At 38.0% G+C, this 21950-nt stretch carries 3 protein-coding genes and 1 pseudogene; 3 read left to right on the top strand and 1 reads right to left on the bottom strand.

Going from position 1 to position 21950, the window contains the following annotated elements:
• Positions 1–153 precede the first annotated feature (153 nt).
• The gene (locus RDY04_RS00050; RefSeq protein ID WP_303952537.1) at positions 154–12147 is read left to right on the top strand and encodes a GEVED domain-containing protein; all 11994 of its coding nucleotides are present in this window, start codon (positions 154–156) and stop codon (positions 12145–12147) included.
• Between the two features lie 118 nt (positions 12148–12265).
• On the opposite strand, the pseudogene RDY04_RS00055 reads toward RDY04_RS00050, so the two are convergent.
• A pseudogene (locus tag RDY04_RS00055) lies at positions 12266–12595 on the bottom strand (transposase family protein); the annotation flags it as partial.
• A gap of 394 nt (positions 12596–12989) precedes the next feature.
• Here RDY04_RS00055 and RDY04_RS00060 point away from each other — a divergent pair.
• Positions 12990–19295: a YSIRK-type signal peptide-containing protein gene (locus tag RDY04_RS00060; protein WP_303952539.1), complete on the top strand. Its 6306-nt coding sequence runs from the start codon at positions 12990–12992 to the stop codon at positions 19293–19295.
• A 909-nt stretch (positions 19296–20204) separates the two neighbouring features.
• Entirely contained in the window at positions 20205–21941 is a 1737-nt protein-coding gene (locus tag RDY04_RS00065; RefSeq protein WP_303952541.1) for an ABC transporter ATP-binding protein, read from the top strand.
• Positions 21942–21950: the final 9 nt, after the last annotated feature.

A 21950-nucleotide genomic window follows, 5' to 3' on the forward strand; every position in this document is an offset into this window, starting at 1 on the left:
ATAAAAATTCGATTAATTTGGGTGAAAACTGTTTATATCATAAGTATCTAGAGAACAAAAATAATATAAATAATTGAGTTAAAAAAGTACATTTTTATTTGACCTCATCAATATATTTGATATAATGAGAAAAAAAGTTAAAAGGTGGATTGTATGACGAGACAACAAAGACCTAAACATAGGAAGTCTTTCAATTGGTATGGCTTAAGCCAACGTTTCTCTATTCGTAAGTATCATTTTGGTGCTACGAGTGTGTTGTTGGGGACAGCCTTGATTGTGGGTGCTGCCCAAACGACTGCTAAAGCAGAAGAAGTAACAGCTGAAAATAAAACAGAAGCTGTTGCAACTACTCCAAAAGATGATAAGACTAATAAGAATGTCGCAAATGTGACGACACCAGCCCTTTCTGCTACGACAGAAGCTACTGTAGTAGAAAAGCCAACCTTGAGTGATGATGAAATTGCAAAATTAGCTGCTGAAGCATCTAAGAAAGATGAAAAAGCATCTAAACCAGCTACAACTGAAAAAACAGAAGCAGCTGACAAAGAAAAATCAACACTAACTACTCCTTCAACAGACAAAAAAGCTGATAAAGCAGTTGATGAAAAAGCTGCCAAAGAGGATGAAAAGAAAGCAGAAGATCCAGTTGCTGCAACTAAAACTGTCCTTGAACAGTTGACATCTGAAGCAGAAGTGTTGAACACAACAGCCTCAAATTTTGCGGATAAAAAAGTAGAAGAAAAAGCTGGAAAGGAAGCTATCGCAAGTGCAGTAGCTTCAGCTAAGGTTCAAATCAAAGCTTCTAAGATAGCTTTATTAGCAGGAGAAATCACTAAAGAGGAATTGGATGCCCAAGTCCAACGTATTTCATCTGCCATCGAAGCAGTCTACGCAGAGATGAAACGTGCAGGACACGTAGGTAAAGTTGAGGCAGTATTAGATGATGTTGCTGCAAATAATAACAAATTAGTCGTTAAACCTGCTCAAGTTACGCCAGTAGCAAATTATAAACATGTTACAGAAGAAGAAATAGCAGAAATCATCCGTCAATTCCGTATTGCGAACCCTGATTTGACAGATGCTGATAAAATTCAAGTAAATGTTAATGGTAACTTAGTTGGAGAAACAACAGTTACTCTGGCAAATGGTCAAAAATTTACATTTCCAACATCAGAAGTAATTAAAGGGTATACAGCTAATCGTAATACTGAACAATTGAAGAAATCTATTAACTGGTTTGACTTTGGCTCATCTAAAATTACATATCCGGATGGGACTAAAGTAGGTGAGGTTAAACACTTATCTTCGCCAGTTACTAAAGTAGTTAAAGACCGTTATGGAGTTGCTCAAACAGGGGTGTTTACATACTATCGAGAAGTAACATATCCTGATGGTCGTAAAGGAACAACTTTAGATGATGAATGGTTAGCGAATGGTCCAGCTCGTTATTCAAAACACTTCTATAGTGGTGGTAATGCACAGAGTAGGGATGGACGTGTTGATAGCTCTAAGGGAGAATTTTTTGAAGCTCTTCAAGAAGGAATGAAGTTTACAGTTAAAACTTCAGTAGAAGGGTACGAATTAACAGCTACTGTAACATCATTAGCACCTAAAAATGTAGCAACAAATCCATTCAAAGATTCAAATGGTAAAGCTTATAACGTAATGAATCAAGATCAATCAGCTACAGGTAGAAAAGCTGGTGATCCCGTTGATGTTGTCTTGGCCTATCAAGATAAAAATTATTCTCATATGAAGCATGTGGGTCTATCTACTGATAATGCAGATGGAACTCCTCAGATGACTGCTTTCACAGCAGCATATGATAGTGCTAATGTAGGGGTGAATTTCTCCCTTTCGGCTACATACAATAGCCGTCCTGTTGCAGTAAATGCAATTGCGGTAGATGCTGAGGAAGCTGGGGAAATTGAAGTACTTCAATTTGAAACGGATGGAACAAATTGGGAACAATTTTTAACATTGAATAAAAACCCTAAAGGTGGAAATGGTGTTGTACCAATTAATTCAGAATTATTAGGAAGAAATAGTAATTCATTTGAGAAACCTGGATATAAGAGAAATGAATGGTTAAGTACAGATAAAAACGGAAATGTTTCTATGTATGGAACAAAATTATTTGGTCCAGCATGGACTACTATTAATAGTGGAAATGATTTGCCGGTAGGGTTAAGTCAAAATGTTTCTAATTTATCTATTTATATGAATACTCAAGGTTCTCAAGCTGGTACGATAGGTTTTGTTATTTATGACGGTGGGGATGCTCCAGCTTCATATGGTTCAGCTCAACACTTCATTGGAAATCTTGTGAGAACGAATTCTGACGGAAGTAGTACAGTAGCTACTCAACCATATTTAGGTTCACAAAAAGGTGACCCTGACTTCCGTACTACTGAAAAAGAGCCAAGTGGTGCTTGGGTATTAGATGATTTAGTCAATACAGATAAATACGAAAAGGTTGAACTTAAGAGTGGCACTTCTACTGTTACAAATGAAAAAGGTGACACAGGTATTTACGAAGTTCAAAAGAATGGTAATACTGTTATCCGTAAAACAGATGGAACAACCGTGGCTCTTCGCCAAGATGATATTTTAACTATTTCGGATCCTACTTCACATTTACCAATCAAGGGTATTTTCAACAAAGCTGAAGGCGTTATTGGTGTTGGTGTATTAGCCGATGAAGGAGAAGGCCAACTACTAGATCCGGCTGTAGCGACGAGTTATTCATTACGACAAGGTGGTGCAAACGAATATGAATTGAAGGGAGTTCGTGCAAATCCAGGAACAAACAATGAGAAGGCTTATGTTCGTGGATGGGTTGATTTTAATAATAATGGTAAATTTGACCTTTATGAAGCTTCTGAATTAGTAGAAGTTTCAAAAGAAGGAACTTACACTTTGAAATGGAAAAATACACCTCAATTATTAGATACGTCTGTAGATAGTTTGGGTGTACGTTTACGTATTGCGCTAGATAAAGGAGATCTTGATTTACCAACAGGTGTTGCAGCATCTGGGGAAGTAGAAGACTTCCAAACGCACGTAATTCATCCACCTCGTGGAACAAGAAATGAATCTAAAGACTTCCAAGGAAGAGATCAAAAATTAGATATCCGAACCACTGAGTTATTTACTGCAACAGGTAAAACAGAGTCATCTAAATATTCAGCATGGAACCAAATGGAACCTACTGTAGCTCCAAAGTTTGTATTAACAGATTCAATAGTTGCTAGTGAAGAACCAACAGCTAATACAACTGTTAATGTTACCGATCCAGAAGGAACAACTGTTTATAAAGGAGCAGAAGTAGTAGTAAAAGATAAAAGAGGTAATACTCTAGGAACAGCGGTTAAAGTAGTTAACCCTGCAACAGGTAAAACTGAGTACTACTTGTCTCAATATGCAGAGTATGATACAGCTGGAAACAAAGTAGGGGAATATACTTTAAATAAAAATGGTCAGAATGGCCAAAATATTAAAGATGCTACCGGTAATTATAGAACAACAGTTGATTTCCATCCAGAGCCAGGTTATGTAGGTACTGCACGTGGGGCTGTTATTCGTGGTTGGGACCAAAACCGTAACTCAACTGGTTGGGACTTGACAGATGCAACTCTTAAAGAAGCATTAGCATCAGATCGACTAGCCGATAAGGATAAATTAACAGAAAATGTTAATAAGGAATATAATGGTAATCGTACTATGGATGCCGTATACATTCCAACAGTCATCGATGTACGACCTGTAGGAGAAGATACTATTACAGAGGACGTTCAAGGTGCTACACAAAAATCTAATCCAACAATCCCTGTTTATGGTACTGTAGAAACAGCAACAAATGACAAAGTTGAAGATGTCAGATATACAGCTGACTATGTAATACTAGATAAAACGAAGAAGCCAACTTTTGCAACAAGAAAAGAAACTCCTGGAAAATTATATACAGAAGATACAACAGTTGATAAAGAAACAACTCTAACATTAACAGATGGAACAACTGTTACTTATAAACCAGCAGATAAGATTCCAGCAGGAACTAAGTTAGGGAATGTTTCATCACCAATTACTGTAAATGGTACAGGAAACGTGACTGTAAGTAATGCAAGATTTACAAGTGGTTCAGTACCAGCAGGTTCAGTATTAGAAGGAGCCCAGCCAACAGCAACAGAGGATACAACAGTAATTCGTAATGGGGCTACTGTAGTTGTACCAGCAGGAAGTAAACTTCAAGTAGGAGATGAGCTTGTTACACCGCTTAAAATAGCAGGTGGAGCCCAAGTCACAACTTGGAAAACAACTTTTGCTAAGGGAGATACTATTCCAGCAGGGACTCAAGCAAGATTTGAAGCATCAGTTGTAAATGAAACTTCTGCAGATCAGTTAGTTCCAAAAGGTGAAAGTATTACACTTAATGGAACAACTTACACCGCAAATAATGATGTGATTCCAAAAGGAACTCGTACTGCTTCGACATATGAAGATTTAATGAATGTAACTCTTCCAAATGCAGTTCATATAGATCCACAAACAGGAGAAGTGACAAGTGTTCCTCGTCGTTATACTAAAGTAACTGACACAGAAATCGTCATTGAAAATGAAGGTACCTACACATTAAACCAAGATACTGGTGAAATTACATTCACACCAGATCCTAAGTTCGTAGGAACAGGTACAGGTGTAACAAAACAACAACCGGATGTCGACTATAACGATAAAGTAGCAGGGGATTCTGTAACAAGTAAATATGGTACAGATTACGGTAAAGCAACGTATACACCAATCGTAAAACCTCAATCAAAAGCTTCAATCACTCGTACCATTCATTATGTATACGAAAACGATAATGACAATCCATCAAGTCAAGATTCTTATAAAGATAATAATCCAATCCTAGCAATCGATAATACGCCAGTTACTCGTACACAAACGATTGATTATACTCGTGATTATAAGATTTTCTCTGAAGCCGGTACGACTGATAAAGAAATGGTAACTACCAACCAAGTTACAGATGCCTCAGGACATGTTTATAAAGTTGGAGATACTATCCCGGCAGGAACTAAGTTCAATCAAGGTTCAATTATCATCGGTAAATGGACAGCTTCAAGTGATGAAAATTCTAAATTCAAAGAAATTATCTCACCTACAGTTAAAGGATACACTGCTGAAGTAGTGACAGCTGACTTCACAAGTCCTGGTACTGACGGTAAGATGGGACACATCCTAAATGGTAAACAACCTGTTGGATTGTATACTCCAGTAGCTGACAATACTAGAGATGTTGGTGCATACGAACCATTAGTATCAGAAGTTCGTTCAGACGATAAAGATGACTTCGATATGTATGTTGTTTACAAAGCTGATACTCAAAAAGCTAAAGTCACATACATTGACTTAGACGCTACAGGTGATGCTCGTATTCTTGAAGTTCAAACGGCAGCAACTGCTCCTACAACAGGTGCGGATGCGAAAACAACTTACGGGGTTACAACACTTCAAGGTAAATCTCATACGACGATTCCTTACTTAACAGCTGAAACAATCAAGAAATATGAAGACCAAGGGTATGAACTAGTAACAGACGACTATACAAATACTTCTCAAGGTACAGCTATAGAAGGTGGACGTAAGTTTGATGATGATAAAGAAGTAGACCAAGCATTCAATGTTTACCTACGTCACAAGAAAGTTATTCGTCAAATTAAAGATACTCAAGAAGTAACACGTACAATTGAGTACAAATATGCAAGTACAGATGATGTACCAGCAGATAAACGTGGAACAACAGCGGCACCAACAGTGACTGAAACACTTCACTTTGAACGTGACCGTACAATTGACTACACATTAGCAGCTAAAGAATATCCAACAGAATACGCTACTTATAAAGCAGTGTTAGATAAGAGCGGATATGATTCTCCTGAAGAGTACAAAGCTCGTACAGTTTACTACGATCACATCACAAACAAAGCAATTGCAGCAGATGCAACAGCTGCTCAAAAAGCAATCGTTACATTTGGACCATGGACTCCATTAGGTGGAACATCTAACGATGCAATTACATTATCTGATGCAGAAAAAGCAAAAGATGATAAATTCAACCTTGTTAACTCTCCAGAAGTGACTGGATACACTCCAGATAACGCTACTGTAGAAGCGACTGCAGCAATCGATGCAGAAGCAGATGACTACAAGATTACAGTACTTTACACTCCAGTTGCTCAAAAAGCTGTAGTTAAATTCGTAGAAGTAGATCCTACTAATACAGATAAAGTCATTACTCCAGGTCTTGCAGATCCAATCACAGTAACAGGTAAATCAGAAGCAGCTTACCCAGCTACAACAGCAACTTCAGTAACTGATAAGATTGCTGAGCTTGTTAAGAAAGGTTATGAACTTGTAAATAACGGATTTGTATCAACAGATAAATTCGATAAAGATGCTGCAGTTGATCAAGAATATGTTGTGAAATTCAAAGCTAAAGTAGTTGATATTCCATCATTCGATCCAACTAAACCATCAAGCAACGATAATCCAAAACCAACTCCAGGTGTAACGCCAATCGATCCAAATAATCCGGATGGACCAAAATGGACTGAAGCATTAATCAATGCTGTAAAAGTACAAGAAGAAGTAACACGTACAATTAAGTATGTATACGAAGATGGTACTCCAGTAGCAGAATCTGATTTAACAAGTGTAGCTGATAAGAAAGTAAAAACACTTAAATTCACTCGTTCTGGTAAGATTAATGTAGCGACAGGAGAAATCACATACGGAGACTGGTCAGCTGATCAATCATTCGAAGCTGTAACTTCTCCAACACTTGAGAAATACACTGCTGTAGTTGCAGGTGTAACTCCAACAGTTGCAGATGTACCAGCGAAAACTGTAGCGGCTACAGATAAAGACTTTGAAGAGACAGTAATCTACTCTACAAAACCAACAACTGTAGACCCTAACAAACCAACAGATCCAACAAATCCAAATGTTACTCCACAACCTGATGATGTAGTACCTAACGATCCAAAAGGACGTACTTACAGAGAATTAGGATTAATTGAGGAAGTAACACACACAGTTCACTACAAACTTGAAGATGGATCAGATGCAGGTATCGCTGATAATGTACAAACATTAACATTCACACGTACTGCAGAAGTAGATCTAGTAACAGGAGCAATCTCTAACTACGGTACATGGAAAGCTAAAGGTGGAGACACAACAATTGATGCTGTAACAACACCAAATAAAGATGGATATGTGGCTTCAGCGAAAACATCTACAGAACGTACAAATGTAGTGGCTACGGATAAAGATAGTGAAGAAACAATTATCTACCGTAAACTTGGATCATATGTACCAGTAGTACCAGAAGGAATCACACCTCCAGCAGATGCTGATCTAAATCCAAAACCATATCCAAATACAACTCCAGCAGATCCTACAAAACCAGGAACTCCTACTGAAAAACCAGTAGTACCATATATCCCTGGAACAACACCAGTAGGACCAAACGGAAAACCATTAACACCGAAAGATCCTAACGATCCAACTAAAGGATATGAAGTACCAGACTTACCAACAGATCCAACTCAAAACACTACAATTACCTATGTTAAAGATGGATCACAAGTAGCTGTTACACACTTCATCGAAGTAAACAGTGAAACTGATAAGACTGAAAAAGGTGCAGTAGCAGAATCAGTAGTAGATACAGGTGATACAGGTAAAGCATTCACTAAGGCTGCTGATGTAACATCAACAATTGAAGCACTTAAAGCTAAAGGATACACAGTTGTTGAAAATAACTATCCAACAGATGGTAAATTTGATGCAGACGCTAAGACTAACCAAGTATACAAAGTTTTAGTAACTGCTAAGCCAATTACTGTAAATCCAAACGATCCAACTCCAACTAAAGATCAACCAATCGATCCAAATAATCCAACAGGACCAAAATGGACTCCAGAGTTAATCAAAGAGTTAGAAGATGGACGTAAAGAAGAAGTTAAACGTACCATCAAGTATATTTACGCAGATGGATCAAAAGCTGCTGATACAGTTCAAGAAACTAAAGAATTCAAACGTTCAGCAACAATCAACCCAGTAACTGGTAAGATTACATTCGGAGACTGGTCACCAGCTCAAACATTTGAAGCTGTAACTTCACCAAAAGTTACAAACTTCACTCCAGATAAAGAGTCTGTACCAGCGGCAGAAGTAACAGCAACTGCTGAAGACATTAATGAAACAGTAATCTATACTACAAAACCAACGAATGTTGATCCAAATAAGCCAGTTGATCCAAACACACCAGATGTTACTCCAAAACCTGATGATAAAGTACCAAACGATCCAAAAGGACGTACTTACAAAGAATTAGGATTAATCGAAGAAGTAACGCATACAGTTCACTACAAACTAGCTGACGGATCAGATGCAGGTATCCCTGATAATGTACAAACATTAACGTTCACTCGTACAGCTGACCTAGATCCTGTAACAGGAGCAATCTCTAACTTCTCTGACTGGAAAGCTAAAGGTGATGATACAACAATCGATGCTGTAACAACACCAAACAAAGCGGGATATGTAGCTTCAGCTGCGACATCTACAGCTCGTGAAAATGTTAAAGCTACGGATAAAGATAGTGAAGAAACAATTATCTACCGTAAACTTGGTTCATATGTACCGGTAATTCCAGAAGGAGTGACACCTCCAGAAGGAACTGATCTCACACCAAAACCATATGAAAACCCAACTAATGAAGATCCAACAAAACCAGGAACACCTACTGAAACTCCAGTAGTACCATACATCCCTGGAACAACACCAGTAGGGCCAGACGGTAAACCATTAACTCCGAAAGATCCAAACGATCCAACGAAAGGATATGAAGTACCGAAAGTACCAGAAGACCCAACTCAAAACACTACAATTACGTATGTTAAAGATGGTTCTCAAGTAGCTCTAGTTCACTTCATTAAAGAGGATGGAACGGCAGTTCACGTATCAGTTGCGGAAGCAGGAGACACAGGTAAAGCAATCAAGACAACAAACATTGATAACGTTAAAGCTGAATTAGAAGCTAAAGGTTATGAAGTTGTTGCACCAACTGATCCAGCTTATACAGCAGAACGTGTAGCATTCTACGCTGATGCAAACCGTACATACGATGATAAAGATGATAAAGGTGAAAGTGGAGTTAGCCAAGTTTACTATGTGATCGTTAAAGAAGGTGTTACACCAATCGATCCAGATAAACCGCTAGATCCAAACAATCCAAACACAACTCCAAAACCAGGAGACAAAGTACCTGGAGATCCAAAACAACGTACTTACGAACAACTTGGATTATTAGATGAAGTAAATCGTACAATCAACTACAGATACGCTAATACTGATAAAGTAGAAGAAGCTAAACGTGGTCAAGAAGCTGCAGCTACTGTAGAACAAAAACTTCGTTACTCTCGTAAAGGTGATCTAAACAAAGTAACAGGTGAAATCACTTATACTTCTGATTGGACAGAACCACAAACATTAGCTGAAGTAACATCTCCAGTAATCGAAGGATATGTTGCAGATATTAAAGCAGCTGAAAAAGTAGAGAACGTTGCTCACGATGCGGCTGACTCAGTAGTAAACGTAGTTTACTCACCACTTGGAAAATATGTACCAAAAGTACCAGAAGGATTTGAAGAGCCAAAACTTGACAAACCTCAATATCCAAACGATCCAACAGATCCAACAAAACCAGGAACACCAACAACAGTGATTCCTCACGTTCCAGGAACAACGCCAAAAGATCCAAATGGAAACCCACTGAAACCAGTAGATCCAAATGATCCAACTAAAGGATATGTTCCACCAACACCTGAAAACCCAACAGAAGATACTGAAATCACTTATGAGAAAGATACTCAAAAAGCGAAAGTAACTTATGTGGTAGAAGGAACTGGAACTGTACTTCATACAGATAACCTAGAAGGTAAATCTGGAGAACCAATCGAGTACAGTACAGTAGCTAAACTTGCTGAACTTAAAGCTCTAGGGTATGATCTAGTAACTGACGGATTCACAACAGCTACAGATAAGAACTACGATAAAGATACGACAGTAGATCAAAGCTTCGTAGTAACGGTTAAACCACACGTTGAGCCAATCAACCCAGTAGATCCAGAAAATCCAAATGATCCAAATAAACCAAAACCAGGTGATCCAATCGATCCTAAGAACCCTGATGGACCAAAATGGACTGAAGATCTAATTAAGAAGATTGATACAACTCGCCACGTGAACCGTACAATCACATACGTTAACGAAAAAGGTGAGGAAGTAGCTAAGAAAGTAACAGATAAAGTTACATTCACTCGTGAAGCTAAGATCAATTCTGTAACAGGTGAAATCACTTACGGTAACTGGACAGCTAAAGATGGAGATACAACATTCGATAAAGTTGAATCACCAGTCGTTAAAGGCTACATCCTGAAAGATGCTCAACAAAAAGAAGTAGCAGCTACAGAAAACTTAACTGCAGATTCTAAAGATGAAAACATCGAAGTTGTATACACTAAACTTGGTTCATGGGTACCAAATGTACCGAAAGGTGAAACACCAATCGATCCAATCCCATATCCAAACGATCCGAACGATCCAACTAAACCAGGAAATGATAGACCAATCGTTCCTTACGTACCAGGGACTACACCAGTGGTACCAAAAGATCCAACTAAACCAGTTGATCCAAATACTAACCCACTAGTTCCATTAACACCAGTTGATCCAAATGATCCAACTAAAGGATATGAAGTACCACCGGTACCAACAGACCCAAGTACAGATACACCAATCACTTACGTAACTGATAAACAAAAAGCTATCACAAACTTCGTAACTGAAACTGGTAAAGTAGTATCAACTCCAGTAGTAGATGAAGGTGATTCAGGAGCTAACTTCACTAAGTCTAAAGTTGATGAAGTAACTAAGACTATTGAAAAACTTGAAAAAGCTGGATACAGAGTAGTTAAGAACGAGTTCCCATCTAAAGATACAGACAGAGTATTTGACAAAGATAAATCTGTAGATCAAATCTTCAATGTAACAGTAGCTGAAAGAATTATTCCAGTTACACCAGGTAAACCAGTAGATCCAAATGATCCAAACTTACCGAAGAACCCAGATGGAACTCCAGTAACACCATCTACACCAGAACCAGGTAAACCAGTATTCCCTAACGATCCAAACAGTCCAGTATGGCCAAATACTGTGAAAGATCTTGTAACTGAGAAATCATCTACACGTACTATCAAGTATGTAGATCGTAACGGAAAAGAAGTATCTGAAACTCGTACAGAAACAATCAAATTCACTCGTGATGCTAAAGTTAACTTAGTAACAGGAGAAATCACATATGGAGAATGGACAACAGATCGTAATGACGATATCTTCAACGGATATCCAGTACCAGTAGTTAAAGGATACATTGCTAAAGCTGGTGATCTAGAATCATCAACTAAAGATGTTAAAGTAACACCTGATACAATCAAAGATATCAACGAAACAGTTGTTTACGATAAGTTAGGTTCATGGGTACCAAATATCCCAGGAACACCAACAGATCCAATTCCATATCCAAACGATCCACAAGATCCGACAAAACCAGGAAGTGATAAACCACATGTACCTTATGTACCAGGATTCACTCCGGTAGATCCAAACGGAAACCCACTGAAACCAGTTGATCCAAATGATCCAACTAAAGGATATGAAGTACCAAACGTGCCGAACGATCCAACTAAGGACACACCTATCAACTACGTTCCAGTACCACAACCAGCGCCAAAACCAACTCCAGCACCAACTCCTAAACCAGAGCCTAAGCCGGAACCAAAACCAGAAACTCCACAACCTGTAACACCTACAGATAATGGAGATAACAACGGAAATAATAATGGAACTCCAACAACTCCAGCTCAACCAGCAGCTTCTACACCTCAATATATGGATGGCCAACGTGAACTTCCAAATACAGGTACAGAAGACAATGCTAGCCTAGCAGCACTTGGACTTCTCGGAGTATTGAGTGGATTTGGTCTTGTAGCTCGTAAGAAGAAAGAAGACTAATCTTTCTAATTGATACGATTTGTTTGCAATGAACATATCTTCCTTAAAACTGATGAATCGAATGATTCATCAGTTTTTTGGTCTCTATGTCAACTGTAGTGGGTGACGAAAAGTTAAGAAGCTGATGTGCAATATCGGTCATAGAATTCTTTTCAATTAACTTTTGGGCAATATTTTGATTGATGATACGAGGAATTTGGTGATTTTTTTGATGAAAGATGTCTCAGCGACCATCATTTTCGAACAATAGTAGCACTTAAAACGACGCTTTTTTCAGCAGAATTCTAGTGGGCATAGCAGTCATTTCAAGGTAAGGAATCTTAGACGGTTTTTGAAAATCCTATTTCTTCATTTGACTTTCGCAATCAGGACAAGATGGGGCGCCGTAGTCCAGTTAAACGATGATCTCCTTGTGTGTATCCTTCTTGATGATGTCTATAATCTGGATATTAGAGTCTTAAATATCGAGTGGTTTTGTGATAAAGTGTAATTCTTTCATATGATTCTGTCTAATGGGTGTTTTTGTCGCTTTTCATTATAGTTCTTATGGGACTTTTTCCTACAAGCAAATAGGGTCCATAAGATCTATAGAATTTTACCCACTACAAATATTAAAGAGCTTTATTTTTTTGGATGATATTACCCAAAATACAGATTAATATATATATAACTACATATTACGCATGTAATAGTAGACACTATAATGTAAATAATGTTATAATTATTATTGGAGTTAAGCACCTAAGTGTAAGCGTTTTAATTTATAAATTAGGTTAGGGATGCTATTTTTCAGTTGCTTGGGCGTAATTCCGCAATTAACATTTGTTTAAAAAGGAGATAATATGTATTCAAGAATGGATAAGTACCACGGACAAAAGGTTCAACGCTTTTCAATCCGTAAGTATAGTTTTGGTGCAGCATCAGTAGCTGTAGCAGCCTATATGATGCTTGGCGGAGCAGCAACTGTTCAGGCGGATGCTCAAGTGTCATCAACTAGTGCTACACCAACAACTGAGCAACCAACAGCACCAGCAGAAACACCAAAAGCTGTAGAGCAACCAACAGCACCAGCAGAAGCACCAAAAGCTACAGAAACACCAAAAGCTGCAGAGCAACCAACAGCACCAGCAGAAGCACCAAAAGCTGCAGAAACACCAAAAGCTGCAGAAGCACCAAAGGCTGCAGAAGCACCAAAAGCTGCAGAAGCACCAAAAGCTGCAGAAGCACCAAAAGCTGTAGAGCAACCAACAGCACCAGCAGAAGCACCAAAAGCTGTAGAACAACCAACAGCACCAGCAGAAGCACCATCTGCAAAGGCTGATACAAGTAAGTTGGAAGCAGCTATTACTCGTATGGAAGCAGCTCTTAAGAAAGCAGGTCTAACTGAAAAGACTGCCTCAGCCATTGAAGCAGCAAAAGCAGAACTTGCTAAGGCTCAAGCTCTTCTGTTAACCGACAAAGAAAAACAATTAGAAGTTGATTATTCAACAAGTTCATTGAAAAACAGAGCTTTCGTGTTAGAAAGCATGCCAAAAGCATCTACTAATAAGAAAGAAAACAAAAACCAAGATCCTCGTAATGGTAAAGCGATTCCTGGACAAGGTGAAAGTGGATTTAGAGCAGTAGATACAAGTGCAGCTAACTCAGCAGAAGAAGCAACTAAATATAAAGGTGAAAGAGATAAAGCTTTACCTGAATTACAAGCAAATATTGATAAAATTCAAGCTGAAATAGCAAAACAAGAAGCGCTACCTGCGAATAAAAAAGATCAATTTAAAATTGATGTTTTAAAAGGTATTAAACAAAAAGCAGAAAATGTTATTACAACTGCAAATGCTGCGGATGCAACATCAGCTCAAGCAATGAGCCAACAAGCAGAAGCAGTTAAATCTGAACGCGACTTATTAGCTTTCTACTTAGCAGGAAAAACTGAATTAGGCGCTCCTGTCAGTGAAAACCACGTTGCTTATGGTAACAACCCTAAGAATGGTGTATTCGAAAGCTTAAAAGAAGGTTTTGGAGATAAAGTTACTTTCACTGATGCTGATAAAAAATCAGAAACAATTGCCACTCAATATGAAAATGGACGTGACATTACTAATAAAGTAAATAACAAACCGGACGCAAAAGATCCAATCGGTAGTGCAACATACAACTGGCAAGAAAAAACTATCACAAAAGCTGATGCAGAAGCTGGTATGTTGAATGGCTGGAAAATTGAAAAAGGGGACAAAGTTAATGCGGTTAAACCTCTTGATGTAACTAATGTTACAGATAAAGATGGACAACCAAGTACACGTGAAGTTCCAAAATCAAAAATCTATTCAAACGATGGAGAATTGAAAAAATACCAAACATCAGGTGAAAATAGTTATGTTAATGGTAGTGGTGTTGTTCCTTCAGTAACTCCTACTATTGACGTAATGAGAACAAATGCGTTTGGTGAAGTTAAAAACCGTGATTACTACCTTGAATTAGGAAGCAAAGGTACAACACTTTCTAAAGAATTCGATGTAAATGGAAATTCTCGTCTAAACGTTAACTTAATTCACAGTGCAGCGTATGGTGGTAGTACATCTACTTCTGCAGGTGAAAGAGTCAAATTAACAATTGTTGATGCGTTCACTGGTAAAGAGATTAAACCAGTTGAAGGTACAAATGGTCCATTAGCAACTGAACAACCGGCTTTAGCTGCTAATGGATGGAACCACCTAGACCGTATTTATGATATTCCAGCGGAAACAACTAAAATTAAAGTGTTAATTGAAGCAGGAAGTCAAGGAACAAATACTTTAATTAATGATAACAAGATCAATATTAAAGATGGTTACTTAATCGGTGGTATTGGTATTGCAACTGCACCAGCGGCAGAAGTTATTACAAATGTTCGTTCAGAAAACAGAACTGGTGAATATGGTTATACAAAAGATACTATCTACAAAAAAGGTCAAAAAGGTAATTTCGACATTACAATTAAAGACACTGGTGGGATGAATATTGACTACTATGCTGCATCAAATGTTGAAGTAACAGTAGAAGTTCCTAAAGGTGTAGTATTAGAAGATAAAATCTACAATGCAAATGGTGGATCAAACTGGTTAGGAAATGTTTGGGCAAATACGATCAAATGGGTTCCAAACGATCCAAGTGATAACTCAAAAGGTGGAAAATTAACTTATAACGTACCAGCAGGAAACCGTATGGCTGCTGCAGAGACAAACTCTCGTACAACAAGTATTCCATTTACAGCGGCAGATAACTTCGTAGGACCAGCTGACTTTAAAGTAACGGTTAAAAGTGGATTTGGAGATACAGATGCAGAAGGTAACAGACTGTACTCTTATACTGCCAATGGACCAAAACCAGCTTATGAAAATGAATTTAACCGTAATGGTTTAGCAAATTCAGATGATCCTGACTACAAATATGGTAAAGTAATCTTTATTAATAGTTTACAAACTGACTCAGTTATTACAGTACCAATTAACACAACTGATGAACAATTAAAAGCAATTGCTTATGCAAAAGCTCAAGAAGCTATTAAATCTCCAGAGTTTACTAAATTATTAAACGACGTTACTGGTACAGCTACATTAGGTGACACTAATGGTTCAACTTTTGTTAATAGAGATGACATCGCAATTACAAAAGTTGCTGAAGATAATCGTGGGGTTGTTAAAGTACCTGTAACTTATACAGTAGATGGTAAAACTTATGAAACAACAGTTGACATCGAAGTAAACGTTGTTAAATCTAAGACTAAACCAATTGTAGTATTTGAAGGTGATGAAATTACACCAGCTAGCGTTAAAGAAAAAGTAGTACCAGCTACTACTAATGGTACAGCAAATGAACCAAAAGCAAGTGATATCTTCAAAACTGATGGAAAAGCAGGTCAAACAGGATTAACTATTCCAACAACAGTTACTCACAATGTAGACGGAACTGAAGTTACAGAAAATGTAACAGTACCAGTTATTGTTCTTCCTAGAACAAGCGGAGAAGTTGAAGTACCAAAAGGAACTACTCCAGACAAAGTTAAAGATACTCTAAAAGCTAAAGCAGAAAAGTTAATTGAAACTCCTGACTTCCCTGCAGAAGTACCGGCAGGATATAAAGTTACTGTAGGTGAGATTCCAGAATTACCAAAAGATGTAGCAAGTAAAAACGGTGAACCAGTAGTTGTAAAAGTTCCAGTAACATTTACATCTCCAGAAGGTGACACTTATACTTCATACATTCCAGTAACAGTTAACGTAAAAGGTTCAGAAGTGAAACCTGTATACGTTGTGGAAGGAAATCAACCAAAACCTGAAGATGTTAATGAAGCAATTACACCTGATAAAGGTGGAGATTTAACTCCTGTAACTGAAGCTGACATCAATAAAGATGTTCCTGCAGATAAAGTTAAAGTAGGAGCAACTGATTTAACTGTTAAAGCAACTGTTAAATATCCAACAGGTGATGAAACTGTAGATGTTCCAGTGAAAGTATTACCAAAAGCAACACCAACAGGTGTGACAGTATTGAAAGATACTGATGATACAGCTCTAACAAACGCTGTAAAAGAAAAAGCAAATGAAGCAGTAAGTAAATTAACAAACTTACCAGATGGAATTACTGCTTCACTAGATGAGACAGAAACTTCTTACACATTACCAAAAACAGATTCAAATGGGGACAAAGATGAAGTTCCTGTAAAAGTATTATATAAAGATGCTAAAGGTAATGTAGTTGGTGAAGATACAATTAAAGTACCAGTTAAAGTAGTAAGCTCAACACCTAAACCAGTAGTAGTGTTTGAAGGTGAAACACCAAAATTAGACAAAGATTCAGTGACACCAGGTGAAGGTGGAACAGTTGGAGAACCAACATCAGTTCCATCTACAAAAGATAAAGCTGGAGCTACAGATGTATCAGTGGATGTACCAGTAACTTACGATAATGGAAAAGTAACTGAAACAGTTAAAGTACCAGTAACAGTATTACCAGTAGCAAAAGGTGAAGTAACAGTAGCTAAAAATACTACTCCAGATAAACTGAAAGAATTAGCAAAAGATAAAGCTAAAGAAGCAGTTCAAGCAACAGACTTCACATCTAAATTACCAAAAGGTGCAACAGTAACTGTTGGTGATGTAACTGAAGAAGTATTAGCTAAATTAACAGCTGATAAAGGTACAAACACAGGAACTGTTAATGTACCAGTAACATACACAGTTGATGGAAAAGACTACACAACTACAATCCCAGTAACAGTAAATGTTAAAGCTTCAGATGTTAAACCTGTATACGTTGTAGAAGGCGACAAACCAACAGCTGATGATGTCAATAAATCAATCACTCCTGATACAGATGGAACTACAACACCTGTAACTGAGGATGACATCAACAATGCTATCCCAACAACTGAAGGAAAAGTTGGATCAAGCGATGTTACTGTTACGACAAAAGTAACATATCCTAACAACGTTGAAGAAAAAGTAACAGTCCCAGTAACAGTATTACCAAAAGTTAAACCAGAAGGTGTTGTAGTACCAAAAGATGCTGATAAGACTGAATTAGCAAAAGTTGTTAAAGAAAAAGCAGAAGAAGCAGCTAAAAAACTTGAAGGACTTCCAGACGGTGTAACAGTTACAGTAACAAGTGTTGAAACAACTCCTGGAACTGATAAAACAGGTGTACAAACGCCAGCAACTGTAATAGTTGAATATAAAGATAAAGATGGAAACAAAATCACTAAAGTGATTGAAGTACCAGTAAATGTTGTATCTTCAACTCCACCAGAAGTAGTAGTATTTGAAGGTGATACACCAAATTCTGAAGACGTTAAGAAAGGTATTACACCAGGTGAAGGTGGAACAGTAGGAGATCCTACAAACGTTCCATCTACAGTAGGAAAAGCAGGGGACAAAGACGTTGAAGTTGAAGTGCCAGTAACTTACGAAAATGGTAAATTCAAAGAAAACGTTAAAGTTCCAGTAACAGTATTACCAAAACCAACAGCAGATTCAGTTATTGTACCAAAAGACCTTTCAGAGAAAGAATTGAAAGATAAAGTTGGTAAAGATGCAGAAAATGCAATCAACAACGAAGAATTTAAGAAGAAACTTCCTGAAGGAGCAACTGTTAAAGTTGATTTAACAAATGTTACATTACCGAAAACTTCAACACCAGGAAAAGCTGGAGAAGTAGAAGTACCAGTTATTTACACTGTCAATGGTAAAGAGTACAAAACAACAGTTAAGGTACCAGTAACAGTTGTTGAAGGTAAAGAACAACTTGTACCAAAAGGTGATACTCCAGATCCAAAAGATAACATTACACCAGGAGATTACCCAGAAGGAGCTACATTCGAATACGATACACCAGTAGATACTTCTAAACCAGGTAAAAAAGAAGCTGTTGTCATCGTTAAAGATAAAGATGGTAACGAAATTGTACGAGTTCCTGTAGTAGTAAATGTGGTAGAACCAAAAGTTACACCAATTATCGTTCCAGAAAGAACTAAACTTACTAAGGAAGATGTACAAAAACACATCGAAATTCCAGGAGTAGATGGATGGGAAATCGTAGGGGAACCAGAACTTCCTGAAACATTCCCTGCAGGTGTAAGACCATCAGCAACAGTTACAGTTAAATTGCCAAATGGTAAAACAATGAAAGTACAAGTACCAGTAATTGCTACCCCAACTGGAACACCAATCGTTGTACCTCAAGGAACAACAATTACACCAGATGATGTTAAGAAACACGTTGATATTCCTAATGAATCAGGATGGGAAATTGTTGAAGTTGGAGAAATTCCAACAACAGAAACACCAGGTGATAAAACAGCTGTTAAAGTTAAGGTGAAATTACCAACTGGAGAAGTAGTTGAACTAGAAGTACCAGTAAAAGTTACACCTAAACGTGATTCTGATTCACAACAGAACAATGGTGGTAGCAACTACAAACCAACTCCACAAACTCAAGCAAGTGCAACAGTAGCAACTGATACAGCTGCTAAACCAGCAACACCAAAATATATTGAAGGTCAAAAAGAGTTGCCAAATACAGGTACAGAAGACAATGCTAGCCTAGCAGCACTTGGACTTCTCGGAGTATTGAGTGGATTTGGTCTTGTAGCTCGTAAGAAGAAAGAAGACTAATCTTTCTAATTGATACGATTTGTTTGCAATGAACATATCTTCCTTAAAACTGATGAATCGAATGATTCATCAGTTTTTTGATCTCTTTGTCAACTATAGTGGGTGACGAAAAGCTAAGTTTTCGAAAGGACGAAATCCGTCCTTATAAACAGCTTCTCAACGCCCATGAAACACTTTAAAAAGTTGAATATGAAAATTAGTATTCTAAGTAGCCAGCAAAGATGGTTGTTGGATTGCGTAAAATTGATTTAGACGATGTAACTTTAGAAGTATTAACTAATTGGCGTGAGTGCAAGTGGAAAATGACGAAGATGATTATGTTTTAGCTCGATTTGGCAATCCGTTATTTAAATCAATTATTTGCCGTATTATTAAACGACAGGCTGAGATTGTGGATGTTCCCAGGATTACTGGAAAAGGCTTGAGTCATAGTCATTCATCTTATCTTCTTAATGTTCTTAAGATATATCCCCTGTATGTTTCACATAGACTAGGTCATGCTGATAGATCAACGACTTTAAATGTTTACAGTCATTGGTATCATAATGATGTAATCGGGATTTCTGACAAAATCACTCAGAATATTTTACAATCAAAAATTTTTTAGTATCCTGCCAAAAAAACTGCCCAAATGTAAATCAACTAAATAAACTAGATAATATCAGTAGTTAGCATAAACCTGCTTCAGTTACTCTTAAATAATAAGGTAACGACTCAAGTCGCTTAATAAAGAAACCAGGGCAAAAGCTCTGGTTTTTCCTATTGCTTTTAATATTCTCATTTGTTAGAATGTAGGTAATGTGCGTGCTTGTCACGCCCTTTTTCTGTGTCTTTTTCAGCTTTAGTGGTTGTCAATAACTATAAAAATCCTAAAGGCATGGTAAATGCTAAAAAGAAAAGGAGAAATTTATGGCTTATATTTGGTCTTATCTCAGACGTTATCCTAAGTGGTTAGCAATGAATTTTACGGCAGCCATTTTATTTGTTATTGCTAACTTGGGTTTGCCGACGGTACTTGCCAGAATGATTGATGAGGGAATTAACCGTGGGGATGCGGACAAGCTTTATACCTATGCTTGGGTCATGTTTGGTGTGGTCTTAACTGGTATTGTTGGTCGTGTGCTTCTGGCCTATGCGGTTGGTAAGTTGACGACTACTATGGTGCAGGTCATGCGTAATGACATTTATGCTAAGCTTCAGGAGTATTCACACCATGAGTACGAACAAATTGGGGTATCTTCTTTGGTGACTCGTATCACGTCGGATGCTTTTGTTCTCATGCAGTTTGCAGATCAAGTTCTCAAGTTGGGTGTTATCACTCCTTTGATGATGGTTTCCAGTATCTTTTTGATTTTGACGACAAGTCCATCTCTGGCTTGGATTGTGGCAATTTCCTTGCCTTTCCTAGCCGTAGTTGTCTGGTATGTGGCGGTAAAAACGCGTCCGCTTTCTGAGAAGCAACAGGCAACTCTCGACAAGATTAACCAGTATGCTCGTGAAAATCTGACTGGACTTCGTGTCATTCGTGCTTTTACTAGAGAAGATTTCCAAGAGAAGAAGTTTGCTTCTGAAAATGCTGTCTATGCGGATAATTCAAGCAAGCTCTTTAAATTGACTGGTTTGACCGAGCCACTTTTTGTGCAAATCATCATTGCCATGATTGTGGCTATTGTTTGGTTTGCCCTTGAGCCACTAGGTTCTGGGACGTTGGCAATCGGGGATTTGGTTGCCTTTATTGAGTACAGTTTCCATGCGCTATTGTCTTTCCTTTTCCTAGCCAACCTCTTTACCATGTATCCTCGTACGGCGGTATCTAGTGAACGTCTGCAGGAAATTATGGATATGCCTATTTCTATCAATCCAAATGAAGATGGGGTGACAGAAACCGAGACTAAGGGATATTTGGAGTTTGACAATGTGACCTTTGCCTATCCTGGTGAAACTGAGAGTCCTGTTCTACACAATATTTCCTTCAAGGCTAAACCTGGTGAAACCATTGCTTTTATTGGGTCTACGGGCTCAGGAAAATCATCACTTGTGCAGTTGATTCCACGTTTTTATGATGTAACACTTGGACGCATTCTTGTAGATGGTGTGGATGTCCGTGACTATAATCTTAAGGCTCTGCGTCGTAAGATTGGCTTTATTCCACAAAAAGCCCTGCTCTTTACTGGAACTATCGGTGAAAATATCCGTTATGGTAAGGAAAATGCCAGTCATGAAGAATTGAATCAAGCTACGGATGTCGCTCAAGCCAAGGAATTTATCGAAAGTAAGGAAGAACGCTATGATTCTCACTTGGCTGAGGGTGGTAGCAATCTTTCTGGGGGACAGAAGCAGCGTTTGTCAATTGCTCGTGCGGTGGTCAAACGTCCTGCCCTTTACATCTTTGATGATTCCTTCTCTGCCTTGGACTACAAGACTGATGCGACCTTGCGCCGTCGTCTGAAAGAAGTGACCCAGGACGCGACAGTCTTGATTGTGGCCCAACGTGTGGGGACTATCATGGATGCCGATCAGATTATCGTTCTTGAAAAGGGTGAAATCGTTGGTCGTGGCCGTCACGAAGAGCTTATGGAAACCAATGAGATTTACCGTGAAATTGCCAATTCTCAACTAAATCAAAAGTGTCTTACAGAAGACTAGAAGGAGGTC

The sequence above is a fragment of the uncultured Streptococcus sp. genome (assembly GCF_902463925.1).
Classification (GTDB): Bacteria; Bacillota; Bacilli; order Lactobacillales; family Streptococcaceae; genus Streptococcus.

Bases quoted from the DNA above. Each gene is read 5' to 3' on its own strand.
- RDY04_RS00050 (WP_303952537.1), top strand. From the start codon at position 154: ATGACGAGACAACAAAGACCTAAACATAGGAAGTCTTTCAATTGGTAT.
- RDY04_RS00060 (WP_303952539.1), top strand. From the start codon at position 12,990: ATGTATTCAAGAATGGATAAGTACCACGGACAAAAGGTTCAACGCTTT.
- RDY04_RS00065 (WP_303952541.1), top strand. From the start codon at position 20,205: ATGGCTTATATTTGGTCTTATCTCAGACGTTATCCTAAGTGGTTAGCA.